This is a genomic window from Furfurilactobacillus rossiae, assembly GCF_013394005.1.
In the GTDB taxonomy this organism is placed as follows: domain Bacteria; phylum Bacillota; class Bacilli; order Lactobacillales; family Lactobacillaceae; genus Furfurilactobacillus; species Furfurilactobacillus rossiae.
This window is the reverse complement of the sequence record NZ_CP040586.1, coordinates 1804114-1825567: the sequence shown is the minus strand read 5'-3', so window position 1 is coordinate 1825567 and position 21454 is coordinate 1804114. Positions and strand designations below refer to the sequence as shown.

Annotated in this window: 21 protein-coding genes; 20 read left to right on the top strand and 1 reads right to left on the bottom strand. The window is 45.1% G+C overall.

Going from position 1 to position 21454, the window contains the following annotated elements; all coding sequences use genetic code 11:
- Positions 1-42 precede the first annotated feature (42 nt).
- The 14 genes from ftsL to LROSL1_RS08685 all read left to right on the top strand — a co-directional run bounded on the left by ftsL (position 43) and on the right by LROSL1_RS08685 (position 16744).
- Positions 43-420 carry a cell division protein FtsL gene (gene ftsL, locus LROSL1_RS08750; RefSeq protein WP_178914375.1) on the top strand — a complete coding sequence of 126 codons (378 nt, stop codon included), beginning with the start codon at positions 43-45 and terminating at the stop codon, positions 418-420.
- Entirely contained in the window at positions 420-2585 is a 2166-nt protein-coding gene (locus LROSL1_RS08745; RefSeq protein WP_017262809.1) for a penicillin-binding transpeptidase domain-containing protein, read from the top strand. Before ftsL ends, LROSL1_RS08745 begins: the two co-directional genes overlap by 1 nt.
- Before the next feature lie 397 nt (positions 2586-2982).
- Positions 2983-3951 (top strand): phospho-N-acetylmuramoyl-pentapeptide-transferase, encoded by a 969-nt coding sequence (gene mraY, locus LROSL1_RS08740; protein WP_161004392.1) that lies wholly within the window; start codon positions 2983-2985, stop codon positions 3949-3951.
- Positions 3952-4087: 136 nt separating this feature from the next.
- Positions 4088-5470 carry a UDP-N-acetylmuramoyl-L-alanine--D-glutamate ligase gene (murD, locus tag LROSL1_RS08735; RefSeq protein WP_017262811.1) on the top strand — a complete coding sequence of 461 codons (1383 nt, stop codon included), beginning with the start codon at positions 4088-4090 and terminating at the stop codon, positions 5468-5470.
- On the top strand, positions 5467-6582 hold the full coding sequence (murG, locus tag LROSL1_RS08730; protein WP_178914374.1) for an undecaprenyldiphospho-muramoylpentapeptide beta-N-acetylglucosaminyltransferase: 1116 nt from the start codon (positions 5467-5469) through the stop codon (positions 6580-6582). The genes murD and murG overlap by 4 nt, the downstream gene beginning before the upstream one ends.
- A gap of 49 nt (positions 6583-6631) precedes the next feature.
- Entirely contained in the window at positions 6632-7624 is a 993-nt protein-coding gene (locus tag LROSL1_RS08725; protein ID WP_178914373.1) for a cell division protein FtsQ/DivIB, read from the top strand.
- Between the two features lie 234 nt (positions 7625-7858).
- A complete protein-coding gene (gene ftsA, locus LROSL1_RS08720; RefSeq protein WP_178914372.1) occupies positions 7859-9193 on the top strand; it encodes a cell division protein FtsA in 1335 nt (444 codons plus the stop codon).
- 19 nt (positions 9194-9212) lie between these two features.
- On the top strand, positions 9213-10505 hold the full coding sequence (gene ftsZ, locus LROSL1_RS08715) for a cell division protein FtsZ (protein WP_178914371.1): 1293 nt from the start codon (positions 9213-9215) through the stop codon (positions 10503-10505).
- A gap of 121 nt (positions 10506-10626) precedes the next feature.
- Positions 10627-11055, top strand: a complete 429-nt coding sequence (locus tag LROSL1_RS08710; protein ID WP_017262816.1) for a cell division protein SepF — start codon at positions 10627-10629, stop codon at positions 11053-11055.
- A gap of 35 nt (positions 11056-11090) precedes the next feature.
- Entirely contained in the window at positions 11091-11360 is a 270-nt protein-coding gene (locus LROSL1_RS08705) for a YggT family protein (RefSeq protein WP_017262817.1), read from the top strand.
- 9 nt (positions 11361-11369) lie between these two features.
- Positions 11370-12158 carry a YlmH family RNA-binding protein gene (locus LROSL1_RS08700; protein WP_178914370.1) on the top strand — a complete coding sequence of 263 codons (789 nt, stop codon included), beginning with the start codon at positions 11370-11372 and terminating at the stop codon, positions 12156-12158.
- A 67-nt stretch (positions 12159-12225) separates the two neighbouring features.
- Positions 12226-12978 carry a DivIVA domain-containing protein gene (locus LROSL1_RS08695; RefSeq protein ID WP_017262819.1) on the top strand — a complete coding sequence of 251 codons (753 nt, stop codon included), beginning with the start codon at positions 12226-12228 and terminating at the stop codon, positions 12976-12978.
- A 364-nt stretch (positions 12979-13342) separates the two neighbouring features.
- The gene (ileS, locus tag LROSL1_RS08690) at positions 13343-16132 is read left to right on the top strand and encodes an isoleucine--tRNA ligase (protein ID WP_178914369.1); all 2790 of its coding nucleotides are present in this window, start codon (positions 13343-13345) and stop codon (positions 16130-16132) included.
- A 327-nt stretch (positions 16133-16459) separates the two neighbouring features.
- Complete coding sequence (locus LROSL1_RS08685) at positions 16460-16744, top strand: bacteriocin immunity protein (protein WP_017262821.1); 285 nt, start codon at positions 16460-16462, stop codon at positions 16742-16744.
- Positions 16745-16819: 75 nt separating this feature from the next.
- Here the strand turns inward: LROSL1_RS08685 and LROSL1_RS08680 are convergent, their stop codons facing one another.
- Positions 16820-17059, bottom strand: a complete 240-nt coding sequence (locus LROSL1_RS08680; protein ID WP_178914368.1) for a helix-turn-helix domain-containing protein — start codon at positions 17057-17059, stop codon at positions 16820-16822.
- A 398-nt stretch (positions 17060-17457) separates the two neighbouring features.
- Here LROSL1_RS08680 and LROSL1_RS08675 point away from each other — a divergent pair, with 398 nt between their 5' ends.
- The 6 genes from LROSL1_RS08675 to LROSL1_RS08650 all read left to right on the top strand — a co-directional run bounded on the left by LROSL1_RS08675 (position 17458) and on the right by LROSL1_RS08650 (position 21274).
- Entirely contained in the window at positions 17458-17703 is a 246-nt protein-coding gene (locus LROSL1_RS08675) for a cold-shock protein (protein ID WP_017262823.1), read from the top strand.
- On the top strand, positions 17700-18266 hold the full coding sequence (locus LROSL1_RS08670) for an NUDIX hydrolase (RefSeq protein ID WP_017262824.1): 567 nt from the start codon (positions 17700-17702) through the stop codon (positions 18264-18266). The genes LROSL1_RS08675 and LROSL1_RS08670 overlap by 4 nt, the downstream gene beginning before the upstream one ends.
- A gap of 46 nt (positions 18267-18312) precedes the next feature.
- Positions 18313-18660, top strand: coding sequence for a hypothetical protein (locus LROSL1_RS08665; protein ID WP_178914367.1), 348 nt, complete (start codon positions 18313-18315; stop codon positions 18658-18660).
- Between the two features lie 90 nt (positions 18661-18750).
- On the top strand, positions 18751-19446 hold the full coding sequence (locus LROSL1_RS08660) for a 5'-methylthioadenosine/adenosylhomocysteine nucleosidase (protein WP_017262826.1): 696 nt from the start codon (positions 18751-18753) through the stop codon (positions 19444-19446).
- 308 nt (positions 19447-19754) lie between these two features.
- Positions 19755-20927 (top strand): cysteine desulfurase family protein, encoded by a 1173-nt coding sequence (locus LROSL1_RS08655; RefSeq protein WP_017262829.1) that lies wholly within the window; start codon positions 19755-19757, stop codon positions 20925-20927.
- Positions 20927-21274, top strand: coding sequence for a DUF1831 domain-containing protein (locus tag LROSL1_RS08650; RefSeq protein WP_178914366.1), 348 nt, complete (start codon positions 20927-20929; stop codon positions 21272-21274). The genes LROSL1_RS08655 and LROSL1_RS08650 overlap by 1 nt, the downstream gene beginning before the upstream one ends.
- The last annotated feature ends 180 nt before the right edge of the window (positions 21275-21454 follow it).

The following is a 21454-nucleotide window of genomic DNA, read 5'->3' as shown; positions in this document are numbered from 1 at the left end:
CGTCTGTCGTCCAGACTTACATAGTTAAGGAAGTTGATTAACATGGCACAGAATTTAGCACAATCACAACCATATGAGCAGCCTAGTGTTGCCAAACCGCTCCATCAGCCCCAATCGGCCGAACAACCAGCCGTTCATCAGAAACGGCTCCCAATTTCAGGATTCGAGATTCTATTGAGTATAATTTGTGGTATTGTTGTTGTATGTTTCGCCGTGAACATCATTCATTCTCAAATCGAGATTACGAATGCACAGCGTAATTTGCAAACGACACAAACACAATTGACAAAGGTCAATAACGCCAATGCTTCCGCGACTCAAGAAATTAGCGAGCTGTCGAGCCGTTCTCGGTTGGACGCAGTGGCACAGAAAAATGGATTGACCTTAACCAGCCAAAACATAAGGAATGTCAGTAAATAATGAATAAAGATTCCAAACGAATGTCCAGTCCAGATAACACCCGTTCAAACAGACGTCACTTCGGTAACGTATTGCTTGTTGCAATTCTTGCGGTGTTTATCCTGCTGGGCGTTCGTTTTGTTTATATTGCAGTTGGCAAACATGTGCAGCATGTGAGTTTGTCCAAACAAGCGCAGGCACTCTACACCGAACAGCAAACGATCCACGCTAAGCGGGGGACCATTTATGACGCTGACGGCAATCCAATTGCAATGGACACCAATACGTACACGGTGTATGCCGTGCTAAACAAACATCAGGTCTCAACTACGGGCAAACCGCTTTATGTAACAGACAAAGATAAAGTGGCTAAGGTACTTAGCAAAACGCTCAACATGAGCTCGAGCGAGATTTTAAAGATCCTAAACCCCAGCAATAAAAACACCTTCCAGGTAGAGTTTGGATCAGCCGGTAAGGATTTGTCTGTGGCAACTAAGCAAGCGATTCAGAAAGCTAATCTAAATGGGATTGCCTTCACGACACAAAGTGCACGGTTATATCCTAATGGAATTTTTGCCAGTCATATGATTGGTTACGCACAGCCGACCACTTTGGCCAACGGGGCCAGTTCATTGATTGGTAAAATGGGGATTGAACAGCAGTTGAACCGGCAATTATCTGGTGAAAATGGTGTTAAGCAGATTAAGCACGATTCGTTAGGTTATACCTTGCCCAATTCACAGCGGAATAAGCGCAGTGTGAAGAATGGTGACAATGTTTATACGACACTGAATCCTGATCTGCAGAACCTGTTAGAAAATCAAATGCAGATTTTGTACAGCAAGTTGCAGCCTAAAAACATGGTTGCCATGATGATTGACACCAAGACTGGAAAAATTTTGGCGGCTACTCAGCGGCCAACGTTTAACGCGTCGACGATGCAAGGCCTGGGCGACCAGTGGAATGACTTGCTGGTTTCAGATCCTTATGAACCCGGTTCGACCATGAAAAGTATGTCCTTAGCAGCGTCAATTGACTCTGGTAACTTTAAGGGCAGTGACACCTATCAATCTGGCCGATATAAGATTGGTAACGCCGTGGTCCCTGACTGGAACCCAGCCGGTTGGGGCACAATTACTTATTCCAAGGGATTCGATCTTTCCAGTAACGTGGCGATGGCACATTTGGAACAACAAATGGGAGCCAGCACTTGGAAAAAGTACATTCAGAATTTTGGCTTCTTAAAATCAACGAACAGCGGTTTGCCAAACGAAGCTCACGGTGCCATGCAATTCACGCAACCAATCGAGCAGGCAAACACAGCGTTTGGTCAGGGGATTACCGTGACACCAATGCAACTCATGCAGGCGTATACCGCAGTTGCCAATAATGGGAAGATGCTGAAGCCGTACTATATAAACAAAATTGTTGATCCCAATACCGGAAAGGTCGTTTATCGTGGCAAACGGCAGGTTGTTGGCAATCCAATTAGTGCCGAGACGGCCAAAAAGGTGCGTCAACACATGACAGACTACGTGTACAAATCCTACGGAATGGGGAAAGACTTCAAGATTGCTGGTTACAAAGTAGCGGCCAAGACTGGGACGGCTCAAGTGGTTGGTGACAATGGCCAATACATGGACGGAATGGATTCAACTTTGAACTCTGTGATGGGAATGGTTCCTGCGAAGAATCCACGTTACTTGATGTACGTAACCGTTAATCAGCCTAAGAAAGTGCCGGACAAGCTGATTACACAATGGGAAAATGATGTCTTTAGTCCCGTCATGACAGAAGCTTTGGCAATGGATAAGGACACGGCATTACCCGGCAAAGCAACTAGTACTAAGGTGCCGAAGTTAGTGGGCACGAGTGTTGATGATGCTAAACAGCAAGTTAGTGATCTTTCACTGACACCGGTAGTAATTGGTGATGGCAGCAAGGTCACTGCACAATCGCCTTCTGAGGGCAAAAAGACGCTGACCAATCAGCGGATTTTCCTTCGCGCTGGTGACAATTTGACGATGGCAGATATGAAAGGCTGGTCAATGGGCGATGTCCTTGAGTTTGCCAAGCTAACGGGATTATCTGTGCAAACTTCTGGTAGTGGGTATGTGACAAGTCAAAGTTTGCCGGCTGGTCGCACCATCCAGGAAGGAACCGGTGTGACTGTGAAATTTAAGTAACACCGCAATTGTTTTCGTGTAAAATAAAAGAGTGATGCCGAAGCTCGGGAAGGTCCGAGCAACAACGTAAAGGTGGCAGCGTGCAAGCGCACTTTGCTTGTGGGGTGACAGCTTTGGGTTGTGCACAGGGCCTTGAGCGACAGGTGCACGTTTAGTAAGAGTGATGCCTTACTTCGGGTGAATCCGAGCAATAAGAAACAAGGCGAATGATTCGGTGGGTTTCCGAATGCTTTGACTTGTGGCTTATGCACAGGATTCAGAAGTCAGGTGCACGTTTAAGAAGAGTGATGCCGAAGCTCGGGAAGGTCCGAGCAACAACGTAAAGGCCTTAATTTCGGCAGTGTATTTAAAAGCGGATTGTCCTAACAACCGCACAATTAAAGGGGTAAGTAGAGTTATGCAAGTTCGTATTTGGCTTTGGTCGTTAATCATTGCGTTTGCAGTGACCGCAATTTTTCTACCGTTTTTGATTCGTTATTTCAGAGCACACGGCGAGGGCCAAACGATTTGGGAAAAAGGCTTGAGTTGGCATGAAAAGAAAAACGGCACGCCGACAATGGGCGGTTTGATGTTTATTACTGCCAGTGTTGTGGCAACATTAATTGTTGGTATCTGGCAACACGTGTTGAATGGTAGTGCAGGAATTCTTCTATTTACGTTAGTATTCTACGGATTACTAGGGATGTGGGATGATTCTATTAAGGTGTTTAATCGTCAAAATGACGGATTAAAGGCTTGGCAAAAAATGCTTGGTCAGATCGTTGGGGCCATTGTTTTCATCATTGTGTTCTCTTATGAAGGATTCTCAATGAGTCTTCGCGTCCCATTTATTGGTGATGTGCCTTTAGGGGTCGGCTATGTCTTGTTTGCCATCATTTGGCTGATTGGCTTTTCAAACGCTGTCAACTTAACGGATGGCTTGGATGGTTTGGCAACGGGACTGTCAATTATTGCTTTCTTAGCTTATGGCATTATCGCCCAACATCAGCGTCAATATGGCGTAATGGTTTTCTGTTTGACGGTGGTTGGTGCGTTGGCCGCTTTCCTAATTTGGAATCATAAACCTGCCAAGATTTTCATGGGTGACATGGGGTCGTTGGCACTTGGTGGCGCGTTGGCCGCAGTGTCATTGCTACTTCACCACGAATTATCCTTGTTATGGGTCGGTGGCGTGTTCGTCATCGAAACAGCAACAGTCATGATTCAGGTGAGCTATTTCCACATTACTCATGGCAAACGGTTGTTTAAGATGACGCCAATTCATCACCAGTTTGAATTGGACGGATGGGGTGAATGGCGGATCGATCTTACTTTCTGGGCAATTGGCGCCGTGTTTGCCGCAACTGGTGTCTGGGCAATGTGGTAAATATCGTTTTGCTATTTAAATGCGGGAACCTCCGCAGTACATATAAGTTTTTATGCCGATCATGTTAAGGGGTATCCCGTCATGATCGGCATCGTGGTATGGTTAAACTAATATAGAAGAGAAAAGGGCGATCAGTGTGAAGCAAGTAACAACGTATGAGAATCAGAAGGTATTGGTTTTAGGATTAGCTAAGAGCGGGGTGAACGCGGCTCGGTTACTTAAAAAACTAGGTGCGTTTGTCACAGCTAATGATGCTAAACCGTTTGATGAAAACCCGGATGCTAAGGAATTGGTTAGTGATGGCATCAAAGTAGTCACGGGGAGTAATCCGGTTTCATTGCTGGACGAAGACTTTAGTCTGATTGTTAAAAATCCAGGAATTCCTTATTCAAATCCACTGATTCAAGCTGCTCAATCGCGCAACATTCCAATCATCACAGAGGTAGAATTAGCTGCCCAAGTTAATGATGCAGAACTTATTGGCGTGACTGGAACTAACGGCAAAACGACCGTTACCACGATGATTACCGAAATGTTGAATCAAGATCGTCCTGTGGGAAAGGCCAAATTTGCCGGCAATATTGGTGTGCCGGCCAGCCAAGTTGTCCAGACCTTGACCAAGGATGATGTGATGGTGACTGAATTATCCAGTTTCATGTTAACGGGCATTAAAACGTTGCACCCACATATTGCTGTGATCACTAACATGTACACAGCACACATTGATTGGCATGGCAGCCGTGAAGCCTATGTAGCTGCAAAAATGCGGATCACGATGAACCAAACGGCCGATGACTTTTTGGTGATGAATTGGGATTTGCCTGAACAACATGAACTGGCAAAGCAATCCAAAGCACAGATCATTAAGGTTTCTCGAAAGGGCGCAACTGGTGCGGATGCTTACGTTGCAGATGGTCAATTAATGTGGCGGGATGAAGCTATCTTACCAGTTGACCAAATTAACGTACCCGGAATTCAAAATGTTGAAAATGCTTTAGCTGCCTTAGCCGCTGCCAAAGTGGCTGGTCAAAGTAACGCAGCGATTGCCACCACACTAAGTCACTTCAATGGTGTGCGGCACCGTCTGCAATATGTATTAACGTACAATGACCGTAAATTCTACAATGATTCTAAAGCAACTGACATTGAAGCGACTCAAATGGCCTTACGCGGTTTTAAACAGCCCGTTGTGTTGATGGCTGGTGGTTTGGACCGTGGCTTTACGTTTGATCGGTTAGTCGATGATCTGAAAGCACACGTTAAAGCCGTTGTGTTGTTTGGTCAAACAAAGGACCTGCTAGCTGATGCAGCTAAAAAAGCTGGCATTACGGAAATTCACTTTGCAGAGGATGCGGTTGCAGCAGTTCCTGAAGCTTATAAGTTGAGTCAACCGGGGGATGTTGTGTTACTGTCACCAGCCAATGCTTCCTGGGATCAATTTCCTAGTTTTGAAGTACGGGGTGATAAATTCATCAAGGCAGTCGAACAACTTAGTGGAGAAAAGGAGCAACAGGCATGAGGTTAATGGTATCTGGCGGTGGTACCGGTGGTCACATTTATCCGGCATTAGCGCTTATAGATGACTTAGTCGCCAAGGATCCAACGGCGAAGGTTTGTTACGTTGGCACGCACCGCGGATTGGAAAGCAAAATTGTTCCTGCTCGCGGGATTCCGTTTGAAACAATTAAACTGCAAGGCTTTTCTCGCAAACTGAATTGGCACGGACTGACGACCAACATTGAAACAGTAAATTTGTTTTTACGCGGTGTTCGTGACGCAAGAAAAATCATCAAGGACTTTCAGCCGGACGTTGTGGTCGGCACTGGTGGCTACGTGAGCTCTGCAGTTTTGTATGCGGCTAGTCGTATGCATATTCCAACGCTAATTCATGAGCAAAATTCAGTGGTCGGTGTGACAAACAAGTTCTTGTCACATTTCGTTGATCAAATTGCCATTGCGTTTGAAGATGCTCGAAGTCAATTTCCTGGTAAAAAAGTGATTTTTACGGGTAATCCGCGGGCACAGCAAGTTGCTCAAATGCACAGTGACTTCCAATGGGATAGTTATGGCCTGCAGAATAATGTGCCGACATTGCTTATTTTTGGTGGTAGCCAGGGTGCATTAAAGATCAATGCGGTGAGTGAACAAGCAATTCCTAAATTTAATGATCGACACTATCAAGTTGTCTTTGTGACGGGTCAAAAGCGTTACGACGATGTTGTTGCTCAGATGAAGAAAGATGACATTACGCCCGCTGCTAATGTTGTTGTGAAGCCTTACATCAGCAACATGCCAGAGGTGTTGCCACGTGTGGCCGCCATCGTTGGTCGAGCTGGAGCCACCAGTCTTGCTGAAATCACGGCGTTAGGGATTCCTTCAATTTTAATTCCGAGTCCTTACGTTACCAATGATCATCAAACAAAGAACGCTCGTAGCTTGGTCAATGTTGGCGCGGCTGAAATGATTACCGAGGATAGTTTGACGGTCGATCACTTAATGAGTGTCGTGGATCAGTTGATGAAAGACGATGATAAACGCCAGCAGATGGCGGTTGCCGCTAAAAAGATGGGAGTTCCTGATGCTGCTGATCAATTATTGGCAGCAGTCATCAAATTGACACACCAAAAGTAATCAGGTAATTGTCCATTTACCTAAAATTGCGGACTGAACAGTAAAGGAGGTGGCGGACATCGCTAACCGTGTTGAATTGAACAAACGACCGCCCCGCCACCGGTGGTTTCACTGGCGCAAGAGAAAACGAACAATTAGTGTCGCGAAGGGTGATCCTCAAAAGGGTGGTAAAGGCTCTAAAAAGGTACTGAAACCGATTAAAAAGTCGTTGCCTAAACCGCCACGTCCGGATGCGCAGAATCGTCACCGGCGTAATGTGATGACTGGTGGGTTTATGACCGTGATTGTGATTCTGGCGATTATTGGTTCACCGTTGTTTTCACTTAGCAAAATTAGTGCGCCAGCAACCCGCAATTTGACAGGTACACAAATCGTCCGTGCGAGCGGTTTACAGGTGGGCCAGCCATTGTGGACTGTTTGGGGACATCAACAGAAGATTTTTAACACGGCTAAGGCGAACAACGATATGATTCATCACTTAACCATTTCTCGTGATGGTTTCCGCAGCGTTAAGTTGAACGTCGAAGAGTATCGCCAAGCAGGCTATTTGCTACGTAAAGGAAAGTATTACGTTGTCATTGAAAATGGACGGATCTTATCGACTGCCCTATCCCGGCCAGTAGCTGGTTATCCTGTGTACAGTGGCTTTAGTCACGACGATACGTTTGCAACTGTGATCAAACAGTATGCTGGATTAAGTAGTGACATTAAACGTGGTATTTCACAAATTGATTTGTCGCCGACGAAGAGTAATCCCGAACGCCTTCATATGTTCATGAATGATGGCAATGAGGTTTATGCGACGGCCGCGACGTTTGGTTCAAAAATGAAATACTATCCGGAGATTGTTGCTCAGATGAACGGTAAGGGAATCATTAATCTCGAAGTTGGTGCTTATTCTTATCCATTTGGATTTGATGATAACGCTGTTTCAAGCAGTGACAGTAACAACTTGAGCTCACAAAACACTGCTGCCGGCAGTGTGGCAACAACGACTGGCAATGCAGCTAGCAGTGCTGTCAATCAACAAAGTTCGCACTAAATTGACGACAATTTAGTCAGGATTTGGCCAGAATAGAAAAAATTGTTTAAAACGCCGTTCTTATGCGGCGTTTTTTTAAATCCGGGTGCGAAAAAGCGTCTAAGTATGGTAAACTTTTAATTAATTGGTGTCGGAGCGAAAACGCTGTGATTCGCCATGTAACTGCAAAAATATGAAACTTAAAATGGACTAAATTTCATGAAACAAAAAAAGTAAATGGGAGGTTCCGGTAGGATGGATAATGCGGAAATTTTCGTTGGGCTAGACATTGGAACCACCGCGATTAAAGTCATTGTTGCAGAAAGCAATAATGGTGAAATGAATGTAATTGGCGCTGGCACGCAACCGTCACGTGGTCTCAGCCGTGGCGTGATTGTTGATATTGACCAGGCTGCAGGTGCGATTCACGCAGCGATTGAGCAAGCTGAACAAAAGGCTAATGTTCACATTGACTCTGTGATTTTAGGCATTCCGGCTAATCAACTCAAAATCGAACCGGCAAGTGGTATGGTGGCTGTTTCAGAAGGCAACCAAACTCGTGAAATTACAGATCGCGATGTTCAGAACGTGACGAATGCGGCGCTTTTACAAAGTTTACCACCTGAACGTGAGATAATTTCAATTACAGCAGATGAGTTTGTGGTCGATGGATTCGATGACATTCAGGATCCCCGTGGGATGATGGGTGTTCGTTTGGAAATGCATGGCACTATGTATACTGGTCCCAAGACGATTGTTCACAATGCCAAAAAGGCTGTTGAGCAAGCTGGTTTACATGTTGCAGATGTCACGGTTACGCCCGTTGCTTTGGGCCAGACTGTGTTGAACGATGGCGAACAAGACTTCGGTACAGTGATTATTGATCTAGGTGGTGGTCAAACCACTGCTGCGGTTATTCATGATCACAAGTTAAAATACACGACAGTTGATCAAGAAGGTGGTAACTATATCACCAAGGATATTTCAGTCGTGTTAAACACCTCACTGGCAGATGCTGAAAAGATTAAACGGGATTATGGTTTTGCCAACACAGAGGATGCTAGTGATAAAAACCAGTTTCCGGTGACGGTTGTTGGTCAAAATAAGCCTGTTCAAGTTAGTGAAGAGTATTTAGCGGAAATTATCGAAGCTCGGTTACAACAAATTTTTGAAACAATTCGGGCTTCATTAGATGAGGTTTCCGCGTTAGAATTACCAGGTGGTGTGGTCTTGACGGGTGGCGTTGCTGCCTTGCCTGGGATCGTTGAACTGGCTGAAGACATTTTGGGTGTTAACGTACGGATTTACGTCCCTGAACAAATGGGATTGCGGCATCCACAAAATGCGACTGCTTTATCCTTGATTACGTATAGTGGTCGTCAGTCAGAAACTCGCCGTCTGGTGAAAGATGCGTTGATGGGCGAATTTGTGGCCCAGACAAGTCAGGCACCAGTAGCCGATGGACGCACACAACGTCAGCAGGTTGCTAATGAAGCAAGTCAACAACCGTCAGCAAAACCTAAGGTGTCAAAGGAAAAGAAATCTCGCACGAACCGTGTTGGCGATTTTATCCGCAACTTCTTTGATTAAGCATTTGGAGGAACCATAAATGGAAAACGCAGTGGACCAGAGCCAACCAATTGGCGCAAAAATTAAGGTCATCGGTGTTGGTGGCGGGGGTAGTAATGCCGTCAACCGAATGATCGATGAAGAAGTGGCCGGTGTTGACTTTATCGTGGCCAACACTGACTTACAGGCATTGAACGCAAGTAATGCCGCAACGAAAATTCAATTAGGACCAAAACTCACTCGTGGGTTGGGTGCCGGTTCTAATCCAGAGGTTGGCCAAAAGGCTGCCGAAGAAAGTGAAGATGCCTTAGCAGAAGCACTTGCTGGCGCTGACATGATCTTTGTCACCGCTGGTATGGGTGGTGGCACTGGGAATGGTGCTGCGCCTGTCGTTGCCCGGATTGCTAAAGAACAGGGCGCTTTAACGGTTGGTGTTGTGACCCGGCCATTTACCTTTGAAGGACCTCGTCGTGGCCGTTTTGCTGCCGAAGGGATTGCCAATTTAAAGGAAAACGTTGATACGCTGATCATCATCGCCAACAACAGATTGTTGGAAATGGTTGATAAGAAGACGCCGATGATGGATGCCTTTAAAGAGGCTGATAACGTGCTTCGTCAAGGTGTTCAAGGTATTTCAGACCTGATCACATCACCTGGTTACGTTAACTTGGACTTTGCCGATGTTAAGACAGTGATGCAGGATCAAGGGACAGCACTGATGGGCATTGGCTCAGCTTCTGGTGAAAACCGGACTGCCGATGCTACTAAAGCGGCCATTTCATCACCACTTCTGGAAGTTGCTATTGATGGTGCTCAACAAGTCTTGCTTAACATCACCGGTGGTCCTGACTTATCCTTGTTTGAAGCGCAAACAGCTTCAGACATCGTGGCACAGGCTGCAACCACTGACGTTAACATTATTTTTGGGACGTCAATTGATGAAAACTTGGGCGATGAAGTGCGAGTTACTGTTATCGCAACTGGTATTGATCATAAAAAGGCGGGTACACGCCAGGAAAACAAGACTGGTCGTACGCCATTCGATAGTACGCCGGCTGGTTCTGCTGGTTCAGCAGCGCCGAGCGAAGCGGCACCCGTTAACAACGATCCGTTTGGTAATTGGGATATCCGTCAGCAACCAACGACAAACAACCGTCCGGTTAGTCAACAGGCTGACAGCAGTGAGTTTGCCGGTGTTGAAAAACCAGATTTTGACGTTTTCAATACTTCTGCTGCGAGTTCAGAAAGTAGCAGCAGCGAGGATCAAAGCGAAGATGATGGGTTAGATTTACCACCATTCTTACGCCGTCGTCGGAATCGTAATAAAGACTAAACCTTGCTATTTAGGTAAAGTTCAAGTCAAAACACTTGCGGTCTGCTGTAAAAATCGTTAATTTAATGGTAACTTCAGGTCACTCATGCATTGAGTGACTTTATTGTTAGAGGGGATGAACATGGCATTTAGCTTTAGTAATTTCTTTGGTACTGATGAACTTGATAATCAACCGACACAACAGCAAACGGCCGATAAGACAGTGAGTTCACCGTCTTCTGTCAATGGTCGTCGACCAGCTAAGGTTGTGGATATGAGTGGTCGAAGTGCGTCAACCAATCATATTGCGTTGTTTGAACCCCGGATTTATTCTGACGTGAAGGGAATTGCGCAACAATTATTAGAAAATCAGGCGGTAATCATTAACTTTGATAAGTTAGATGATCAGTCCAGCAAGCGAATCGTTGATTTTTTGACGGGAACAGTGTTTGCCATTAGTGGAGAAATAAAGCGGGTTGGCGATACTATTTTTCTATGCACGCCCAATAATTTCGAAGTTTCTGGTGATCTGAGTTCTCGATTTGATCAGGATGCTTCGGCTTTTAAGTAAGTCACAATGGAATCGCCGCGAATGGAGAAACGTAAGTGATTAGTTTTTTATTTACCATCCTTAACTGGGGTTTTGAGTTATACACATTTGCGATTATTGTTTATGTGTTGTTATCGTGGTTTCCCGGAGCCTATGCGACATCATTTGGGCAGTTTTTAGCAAGAATCTGTGAACCTTATCTACGACTTTTTGATTTCATTCCCCCAATCTTTGGTTTAAGTTTTGCACCGGTCGTCGCAATTATCGTGCTGGGTTTAGTACAATACGGATTGTTTGGGGTATTGTCGACGGTTACGAGCCTTTAGGAGTAGACTATGGATGTTCAGGAGAATATTAATCAACATTTCCGACCTGAAGAAGCGCCGTTCATTACAGAGGCAGAGACGTGGATTGCGACTGCGGTTAGTCAGTATCGACCGTATTTAACCGGTTTTCTAAATCCACGTCAAATTTATATTTTGCAGACGTTGGTTAATGGTCAGGATGGCGTTCGGGTTCACTTTAATGGTGGGTACTCATCGGCAGAGCAACAGCGGGCGCTCGTTTATCCTGATTATTATGTGCCACAGACGACCGATTTTGAGTTACAATTATTTGAAATCGTTTATCCAACTAAGTTCGCAGAGTTGCATCATTCACAAATTTTAGGCACACTTGCCAATTTGGGTATTGATTCAACGATTTTCGGCGATATTGTTTCTGATAATGGTATCTGGCAGGTATTTGTTGCTGAAAATATGGCTTCGTTTTTTAAGCTTCAAGTTGACCACATCGGTAAGATCAAGGTTCACCTCAGCGAGCGGGCATTGACCGATGTGGTTTTACCCAAGATTGATTGGGAGCAGGCGTCTGGTCTGGTTGCTTCGTTGCGACTCGATGCAGTCGTCGCTGAGGGCTTCAATTTGTCACGTAACCGTGTTAAAAGCATTATTGAAAATGGTGATGTGCGGTTAAATTGGATGACAAACCAACATCCCGATGCAGCGCTTGGGGCTGGCGACATGATTTCAGTTCGTCACTTTGGTCGGGTACGGTTAGATGCCGTAAATGGTAAAACTCGTAAAGATAAAATAAAAATCGACTTGTCAGTCGTGCGTAGTTAATTTATGCTTAGGAGTGTATGAAAACGTAAGTTAATTACGGATTTCGTTTCGGATGGAGGAAGTCACTATGGCATTAAGTCCAATGGATATTCACAATAAAGAGTTTACACGTAAGGGGCGTAATGGTTACGCCGCTCAGGAGGTCGATGATTTCTTAGATGAAGTTATCGCCAGTTATCAACAAGTTTTGAACCAAAATAAAGACTTGCAGGATCAACTTGATAAAGCCAACCATAATTTGAGTCAGTACGATGAAATGAAGAACTCATTGAATCAATCAATTTTGGTTGCGCAAGAGGCTGCCGACAAAGTTAAACAGGAAGCTAACACTCAAGCCAACAGTGTTTCTCGTGAGGCTCAACAACAGGCTCAGGCCGTTGTGGCTGAAGCTCAAGCTAAGGCTGGTCAAATTACGTCTGATGCAGCTAACAACGCTGCTCGTTTGAACAACGAAAGCAACGCTTTACGTGAAGAAACGAAGACGTTCCAATCACGCTTGGCCGCTATGTTGCAATCACAATTGGATCTTGTTCATTCGGACAACTGGAATGAATTATTGCAGCCAACTGGATTAGAAAGTTATCCTGAATTACAGGATGCTATTTCGAAGACGCGTCCGTCACACTTGGCATCATCGCCAGCAACTGTTGGTCAAACATCACCAGCACCAACCAGCGATAATTCGCCGGTAACTGCTGATCAACCACAAACGGTTGTGATCTTCCCTGAAAACAGTGGCACTGGCAGTAACGCAAGTGAGGCGCAATCAGTAACTCGTGACGCCGAATCTACGTCTGCATCAGATGACTCAATTAAATAAGTATTCATTTGAACACTAAAAACAATGCTTAATCGGCGTCCGAACAGCGAGCTGACATTATGGTGAGAGTTTAGCCGGCACCGTCGTTTAAGTTATCATTTTAGGTAATGCTGTTCTGAACGCCGTCATTGGTAGTAAGAACAACCGGCGCCGTCCGCTATCCGGAAACAAGGAGTTTGGCTAATTGTTAACGCCATCATTGTGTTTTTTTGATGATTGACTTTTCAATGGCTATAGCTAAACTCAAACTTAGGTGGTACCACGATAAACTCGTCCTGATTATATACAGGACGAGTTTTTTATTTGATGTCATCCTGGTGGTGCACAATATTAACCATGATTTTAAATTAAGGAGGACGATTAAATGCGCATTAAAGAGACCTTGAACCTGAATAAAACAGGTTTTCCAATGCGGGGCAATTTACCCGTTACGGAAGCTCAGCGTCAGGCCGTTTGGGCTGAAAATAAAGTGTATGAGCAACGTCAAAAATTAAATGAAGGGAAACCAACGTTTGTACTCCACGATGGCCCGCCATATGCCAATGGTGACATTCATATCGGCCATGCGATGAATAAAATCAGCAAAGACTTTATTGTTCGCTACAAGTCGATGAGTGGTTACCGCGCACCATACGTTCCCGGTTGGGATACACATGGTTTGCCAACCGAACAGGCACTGACTAACCAAGGTGTCGACCGTAAGTCAATGTCAACTGCCGAATTTCGTGAGCTTTGTCGCAAATTTGTGCTTAAAGAAATTGACAAACAACGAAATGGTTTCAAACGTTTAGGTGTGGCTGGTGATTGGGATCACCCATACATTACCTTACAGCCTGAATATGAAGCCGCCCAAGTCCGTGTCTTCGCTGAGTTCGTGAAGAAGGGCTACATCTTCCGTGGCCAGAAACCAGTGTACTGGTCATGGTCCTCAGAATCTGCTTTAGCTGAGGCCGAAGTTGATTATAAAGACGTTGAATCGCCATCGGCATTCTTTGCTGAACAAGTGAAGGATGGGCACGGTTTATTAGATGACAACACTTACTTCGTTGTATGGACAACCACGCCATGGACTATTCCAGCTTCCGAGGGGATTACGGTTGATGCCGGGTTTGATTATGCTGTTGTGCAGCCCAAGGGCGAAACTCGCAAGTTTGTTGTTGCCGAACAATTGCTCAGTTCAGTTTCTGAGACGCTTGGTTGGGAAGACGTTAAGACGTTGCAAACCTTAAAGGGTGCTCAACTTGAGAAGATGACTGCTCATCACCCTTATTACGATCGTGATTTACTGGTCATGAACGGTAATTTTGTCACGCTGGATGCTGGGACTGGATTGGTCCACACGGCACCTGGATTTGGGGAAGATGACTTCAATGTCGGCACTAAGTACGGCTTGCCTGTCTTTTCACCAGTTGATGGTCAAGGGAAGATGACTGCCGATGCACCTGGTTTTGAAGGTGTCTTCTACGAGGACGCTAATCAAATCAGTTTGGACAAACTGAAGGAAAAGAACCTGTTACTTAAGTACATGCCATATACGCATAGTTACCCATTCGATTGGCGGACAAAGAAACCAATTATCTTCCGGGCAACACCACAATGGTTTGCCAGTGTTTCTGCTTTCAGACAAGACATTTTGGATGCTTTAGATGATGTGAAATTCTACCCAGATTGGGGCAAACGTCGTCTGTATAACATGATCAAAGATCGTGGTGACTGGGTTATCTCACGTCAGCGGGCTTGGGGTGTTCCATTACCAATTTTCTACGCCGAAGATGGCACGCCAATCATGACACCAGAAACAATCGATCATGTTGCTGATCTTTTTGCCGAACATGGTTCCAATTACTGGTTTGAACATGATGCTAAAGAATTGTTGCCTGATGGCTTTACATCTGAACATTCGCCAAATGGCCAGTTTACGAAGGAAACTGACATCATGGATGTTTGGTTTGATTCTGGATCCAGTCACCAAGCTGTGCTGGCAGCACGGCCTGAGTTGACGTATCCAGCTGATCTGTACCTTGAGGGATCAGACCAGTATCGTGGTTGGTTCAATTCTAGTTTGATCACGTCTGTCGCTGTTTCTGGTAAGGCGCCGTACAAGGCTGTTATGAGCCAAGGATTTACGCTGGACAAGAACGGTAAGAAGATGAGCAAGTCGATCGGAAATACGATTGCACCTGACGAAATCATCAAAAAGATGGGGGCTGAAATTCTCCGTTTGTGGGTCGCATCCGTTGACTCATCTGCTGATGTGCGGGTCTCGATGGAAAGCTTTACGCAAATTTCCGAAAGTTACCGGAAGTTACGGAACACAATGAGGTTTATGTTGTCAAACGTAACTGACTTTGATCCGGCCAAGAACACGGTACCGTACGCTGATTTGGCTGGGGCGGACCGTTACTTGCTCAGCCGGTTGAACGATCTGGTAGAACAGGTGCGCGCAGATTATGAGAAGTACGACTTCATTGATTTATACAAACTGCTCTTATCGTTTGTAACCAATGATTTGTCAGCCTTCTACCTTGACTTTGCCAAGGATATTTTGTATATCGATGCAGCCGATTCAAAGACGCGTCGGAGCATGCAAACAGTGCTTTATCAAGTGCTGGTTCGGATGACGACCTTGATGACACCACTATTACCACACACGGCTGAAGAAATCTGGCCATTCTTGCATGAAAAACCAGAATTTGCGCAATTAGCAGAAATGCCGAATGTCGAACCTGAATGGCAAAATGAGGCTCTGATCGGTCGCTGGGCGGACTTTATGACACTACGTTCCGACGTCCTAAAGTCACTAGAGGAGGCGCGTGACGCTAAGCTGATTGGCCGTCCAATGGAAGCTGCTCTGGACTTGTATGTGAGCGATCACAATGCTGAGATGCTGGAGCACTTACACAGTAACGTGGCACAATTGCTCATTGTGTCTCAACTTCAGGTTCACCCATTGTCAGAAGCACCGGAAACAGCTGACAAATATGAAGACGTTGCGGTCGTGGTAAGCCATGCCGCCGGTGATGTTTGTCAACGATGCCGGATGATCAAGCAGGACGTTGGTTCTGACGATGCTTACCCAGCTTTATGTGACCGTTGTGCAAAGATTGTTCGTGCTGAATATCCTGAATCAGTTGCCGAAGGATTAGAGAAGTAAACTGTTCGTCACCGATCTTTGCATGATTAGAATTGGTTAATTAGACTGGTTATCTCTAAATATGATTCTTGATATAAAAAAGATTTCATTCCTGATTTTGTTTGGAATGAAATCTTTTTGGTTTAAAAGTTAAAATGAACCTTTTTTGGAGGGGCAAAATTTCTTGAGTCGGATTCAAACAGTTATGCTAATTAATAACTTACATTGTGTAAGTCGTTTGACCATGCAAAATTGAACTAAGGTGTTACAATAGCTTCGGTAAAAGAGTGATTGAGGTTGTTATTGAGGGAAAAGCTCGATAGCACAGTGACGAAGGGGGTTAAAACCATGACGACGAGTATTCAGTCCATCCAGGTCATTTTGGGTAAGATGCAAGCAGCACTTGATGATCCGACTGTAGCAGATCGTCCTGAATTGACGCACTTATTGCAACAACAACGAGGGCGTTTAAATTCTGGCGATTATGGCACCGAATTACGGCACTTGCAAGGCTTGTTAAGTCGTTATGCGTTGACCCACGCATTTGACGTACCAAGTAGCGTTCAACGGTTAAATGTTGAACTGATTCGGCAGTTACGTGGTTTTGACGTATTGCTGGCTACACAACGGTAGTCTGGTTAACAAAAAAATCGATTTCTCTGAAGATGTTATCATCTCCAAGGAAATCGATTTTTTTATAAAGAACACTTAATCAACTATTTCAGCGCGGCGGTTTTCAACGAATGACTTCGCGAATGCGGTGAGGTCAATTTCAAAAAAGTCCGCAATGAAAAATAAGTTACCAGTCGAAACATTAGTGCCATTCTCGTAACGAGACAGCATGCCTGCTGATAAATTAAGTCCATAGCGTTCGTTTAACGTTGCAGCCAACTGCCTTAACGTCATGTGCTTGCCAAGCCGCTGTTCTTTTAATAAAACTCCCAACAAGTTAGCCACCTCCTATAATTGTGGTTGATGTGCTTGTGAATCTATGGAAACAAGAAAATTATACAAGTGTGTGGTAAAAACGCAACTTGTTTTGTCACTTGGTTTTCCGAATAAATGATTTAGTAAGGCAAGTACTTGCAATAAAAAAGGGTCTAAGTCGGCGTTTATACAGGGCAATGTATAACATAAGTAAAACCTTTTCACAAATATTAATTAACTAATAATGCTGTTTTAGTAGGGTTTTAAAGGGTTCTGAGTCACTTTTTAAGAAAATGTATTAAAAAATTGCAAAGTTTTTCGCTTGAACGTTAAGTTTGTGATCTGATATCGCTGAAGGTGGAAAAAATGCTGAATTTTTCATATACTTATTATCAAGTCTAACTGGAAAGAAGAACATAATGGCAAAATTTACTGATGGTCGTGAACATGGCGTCGTGAAGACGTTTGACCAGGAAAAAGGGTTTGGTTTTATCGCTGTGAAGGGCAATCCCGATGTGTTCGTGCATTTTTCTGCAATTGAGGAGTCAGGTTATAAAACATTGACACCTGGCGACCATGTCGAATTTGTGGTTGTCGAGGGTATTCGCGGACCTCAGGCAGCGAAAGTTAAACGTGTGACAGAGACGGAGGCAGACCAAGGATGAATTTCGAAGAGAAAGTTACAGCGGTAGCACCTAAATACCATGGCGCAATTATCGATGTTGAAAATCAAACGGTGATGTTGCCAAATGGACAGACGGCTCATCGCGACGTTGTTCACCATGCGGATGCGGTCGCCATGTTGGCCATCACCGAGGATGGAAAGGCCATTTTTGAAGAACAATGGCGGGCACCGGTTGCTGAAACGACATTAGAAATTCCGGCTGGTAAGTTGGATGATCGTGACCGTGATAATGCTAAGGCTGCTGCAATCAGAGAGCTAAACGAGGAAACCCGTTACGCTGCAAGTGAAATTCACGAAGTTTGCGGTTTTTATACTTCGGCTGGTTTCACGGACGAGTACATGACGCTGTATTTAGTGACGGGATTAAAACCCGTCACAACAAAGTTGCCCCAGGACGCAGATGAAAACATTGTGTTACATGAATACACGTTGGCAGAGACCAAGCAGTTGTTGGACGATGGCAAACTAAAAGATCAGAAGACGATTACCGCAGTGTACTACTGGCAATTGCTGGAAGCTGGATTGGTTAAGCCTAAAGATTAGCGTAATCAAAACACAAGTAGCTGAAATTTTTGCGAGGGATGAAGATATGAACGACGATCAGAATAAGGATCATTTGACGCGTGAGCAGTACCGTCAACAAAGTACTCAGCAGACTGATTATGATAGTCAGCCGGACAGTGAAGGCGAAGATGAACCAACTCGGAGTCGTTTGCATCGTCAACGGCGAACATCGGCGTCGGAACCAGAGGTTGATCCATCATTTGGCGGTGGAACCTCTCAGCCTGGTGATGAGCCAACAAGTCGAATGCAGGCCACGGGGCCACTGACCCCTGAGCAAAAACAAAAACGGTTGGCGCATCGTTTGAACATTGCCATCATTGTTTTGGTTGTATTAATCGTGCTTGTTTATCTCATTTTAAGATTTGTGGGTTAAAAGGCGGATTGATGCCTGACTGCGGATTCAGAAGTTGGGCGAAAAGGTGATGGTCGTGTGGTCCCAACGTCAACAACAAGGAGAAAATGAATGAAATTTGGAATTTTGTGTGCCATGGATGAAGAAATCAAGGAATTAAAGGCACAGTTGAGCGATGAAACAACGACCACGGTTGGCAAAGTTGATTTTTTCAGCGGTCAAATTAATGGTAGCAATGTCGTGTTGGTCCGCTCAGGTATTGGTAAGGTTGAAGCTGGTCTAACAACGGCGCTGCTCATTACGAACTTTGACGTCGACGTGGTCATTAACAGTGGTTCTGCTGGTGGTATCGGTACTGGATTAACGGTGGGTGACGTCGTTATCGCTGATGAAACAGCTTACTGGGATGTTGATGCAACGGCGTTTGATTATGTATATGGGCAACTGCCACAACAGCCAGCTCGGTTTACAGCCTCAGAGAAATGGGCCAATGAAATCATTAAGGCGGCTGATGCTACTGGTTTAGCCGTTAAGCGTGGCTTAATCGTCACGGGCGATTCGTTTGTTGCGAGTGATGAAACCATCAAAGAGATCAAAACACATTTCCCTGAAGCGGTAAGTTGTGAAATGGAAGGCGCTGCCGTTGGACAAGTGGCGCATCAATTCGATGTGCCATACTTGGTCATTCGCGCTATGAGTGACACAGGTAACGGTGACGCTGGTGTTTCTTTCGATGAATTTATCATCGAGGCCGGCAAACGTTCTGCTAACATGTTATTAAACTTTTTTGAGCGGGAAGCAAAGTAAAGAGTGATGCCGAAGCCCTGGGAGAAGCTGAGCAATAACGTGGAAGACGAAGCATTCGGTGGGTTTCCGAATGGGACGGCTTTCGGGTTATGCGCAGGCTTCTGGGCGGCAGGTGCACGTTTAAGAAGAGTGATGCCGAAGCTCGGGAAGGTCCGAGCAACAACGTAAAGGTGGCAGCGTGCAAGCGCATTTTGTTTGTGGGATGACAGCTTTGGGTTGTGCGCAGGACCTTGAGCGACAGGTGCACGTTTAAGAAGAGTGATGCCGAAGCCCGGTACCACTCCAGCAATAAAACAGGAGGCAGGATTGTGAAGCATATTTATTTAGACAACGCTGCCACCACGCCAATGAGTGACGAGGTGGTCGCAACCATGATGGACCAGATGAAAAACGACTTTGGTAATGCCAGTTCTGTCCATGCATTTGGTCGGAAAGCCCGGTCGGTGCTGGATGATGCGCGCCATGTGATTGCACAAAGTATTAATGCGAATGACGATGAGATTGTGTTTACTGCTGGTGGTACAGAAAGTAATAATACGGCGTGGATGCAAACGGCCATTGCCCGCAAGAATCTTGGTCGGCGAATTATTACGACTGCGATTGAGCACGAATCCATTATGAAAACAGCGGCATGGCTTGGCGATAACGGTTATGACATTGTGTATCTGCCGGTCAACGAACAAGGCGAGATTAACATGGCCGATTTAAAGGCCGCGTTAACAGATGATACAATTTTAGTTTCCATCATGACAGGAAATAACGAAGTTGGGTCAACGATGCCGATTCATGAAATTGGCGAGTTATTGAAGGATCATCAGGCGTGGTTCCATACAGATGCGGTTCAAGCTTTTGGATTATTAGACATCGATGTTAAACGTGATCATATCGATATGCTGTCAACTTCGGCACATAAAATCAACGGCCCCAAGCAGATGGGCTTTCTATATCGTCGCGATGGCGTATCATTTCCAAGCTTCATAAAGGGTGGCGACCAAGAAGACAAACGACGTGCCGGCACAGAGAACATTCCGGCCATCGCTGGTTTTGCGACAGCTGTGAAAGCTTTGACACCTGCGGAAAAAGCACATCGTCAAGAAAAGTATGCTGGGTTTAAACAGTATGTTATTGATGGCTTAACAAAGGCTCAGGTTGATTTCGAACTTAATGGCAGTTTGAAGTCGGACAATCTGCAGCATGTGATTAATCTGTGGATTAAGGGAATTCCCAACGATGTCACACTAACCAATCTTGATTTGGCCGGTGTTGCGGTCTCCGCTGGTTCAGCATGTACAGCAGGTTCTTTAGACCCTAGTCATGTTCTAGTCGCAATGTTTGGCAAGGATAATCCGCGCGTCATGCAATCGATCCGATTGAGCTTTGGCCGTTACACGACAACCGCGGATCTGGATGCCTTTATTGAGGCGATGGCAGCGATGACTGCTCGGTTACAACCACAAATGGCAGGAAGGAAGGGGCTTTAATGGCATTTGAACAAACGGTTCAGGTTCCCGGGGATGACCGCATTTTTACCCTCAGTGATCAATTGAAGAAGTACACGTTGCGCGATCTTGGGTTTATGGAAACTAATGCTGGCGGCTTCAGTTTGGAACGACCACTGGATCCGGCTGCTGGGTTAGCTAAATCAATCAAACTGCGCGTGTTGATCAACAAACAATTGAACGGGTTTAAAATGGGCACCGTCAATCCCAGTGGTACAGGTAACGTGAACATCTATACCAACGCTAATCATGATGAATTGGTCGAACAGTATGGTTATCAAATTGATAACTTGGTCGAGCGCCATGTGATTGCAGTTCAAACAAAATAAACGAGAGCAGGACATAACACGTTTTGGCCTTCTCAAGTAACGCGAATGAGGCATTTATGGGGTGTTTTTCCCATGAATGCCTCATTCGTGTTAGATGAACAAAAGTCAGTGTTATGTCTCGCGTTTGCGGCAATTTATTAGAAATTGAGTTGAGGCATGATGTCTTAGCTTCTTTTTTAG

What these genes read in the sequence shown, in the direction of transcription:
- ftsL (WP_178914375.1), top strand. Translation starts at nt 43, where the DNA reads ATGGCACAGAATTTAGCACAATCACAACCATATGAGCAGCCTAGTGTT.
- LROSL1_RS08745 (WP_017262809.1), top strand. Translation starts at nt 420, where the DNA reads ATGAATAAAGATTCCAAACGAATGTCCAGTCCAGATAACACCCGTTCA.
- mraY (WP_161004392.1), top strand. Translation starts at nt 2,983, where the DNA reads ATGCAAGTTCGTATTTGGCTTTGGTCGTTAATCATTGCGTTTGCAGTG.
- murG (WP_178914374.1), top strand. Translation starts at nt 5,467, where the DNA reads ATGAGGTTAATGGTATCTGGCGGTGGTACCGGTGGTCACATTTATCCG.
- ftsA (WP_178914372.1), top strand. Translation starts at nt 7,859, where the DNA reads ATGGATAATGCGGAAATTTTCGTTGGGCTAGACATTGGAACCACCGCG.
- ftsZ (WP_178914371.1), top strand. Translation starts at nt 9,213, where the DNA reads ATGGAAAACGCAGTGGACCAGAGCCAACCAATTGGCGCAAAAATTAAG.
- LROSL1_RS08710 (WP_017262816.1), top strand. Translation starts at nt 10,627, where the DNA reads ATGGCATTTAGCTTTAGTAATTTCTTTGGTACTGATGAACTTGATAAT.
- LROSL1_RS08700 (WP_178914370.1), top strand. Translation starts at nt 11,370, where the DNA reads ATGGATGTTCAGGAGAATATTAATCAACATTTCCGACCTGAAGAAGCG.
- LROSL1_RS08695 (WP_017262819.1), top strand. Translation starts at nt 12,226, where the DNA reads ATGGCATTAAGTCCAATGGATATTCACAATAAAGAGTTTACACGTAAG.
- ileS (WP_178914369.1), top strand. Translation starts at nt 13,343, where the DNA reads ATGCGCATTAAAGAGACCTTGAACCTGAATAAAACAGGTTTTCCAATG.
- LROSL1_RS08685 (WP_017262821.1), top strand. Translation starts at nt 16,460, where the DNA reads ATGACGACGAGTATTCAGTCCATCCAGGTCATTTTGGGTAAGATGCAA.
- LROSL1_RS08675 (WP_017262823.1), top strand. Translation starts at nt 17,458, where the DNA reads ATGGCAAAATTTACTGATGGTCGTGAACATGGCGTCGTGAAGACGTTT.
- LROSL1_RS08670 (WP_017262824.1), top strand. Translation starts at nt 17,700, where the DNA reads ATGAATTTCGAAGAGAAAGTTACAGCGGTAGCACCTAAATACCATGGC.
- LROSL1_RS08665 (WP_178914367.1), top strand. Translation starts at nt 18,313, where the DNA reads ATGAACGACGATCAGAATAAGGATCATTTGACGCGTGAGCAGTACCGT.
- LROSL1_RS08660 (WP_017262826.1), top strand. Translation starts at nt 18,751, where the DNA reads ATGAAATTTGGAATTTTGTGTGCCATGGATGAAGAAATCAAGGAATTA.
- LROSL1_RS08650 (WP_178914366.1), top strand. Translation starts at nt 20,927, where the DNA reads ATGGCATTTGAACAAACGGTTCAGGTTCCCGGGGATGACCGCATTTTT.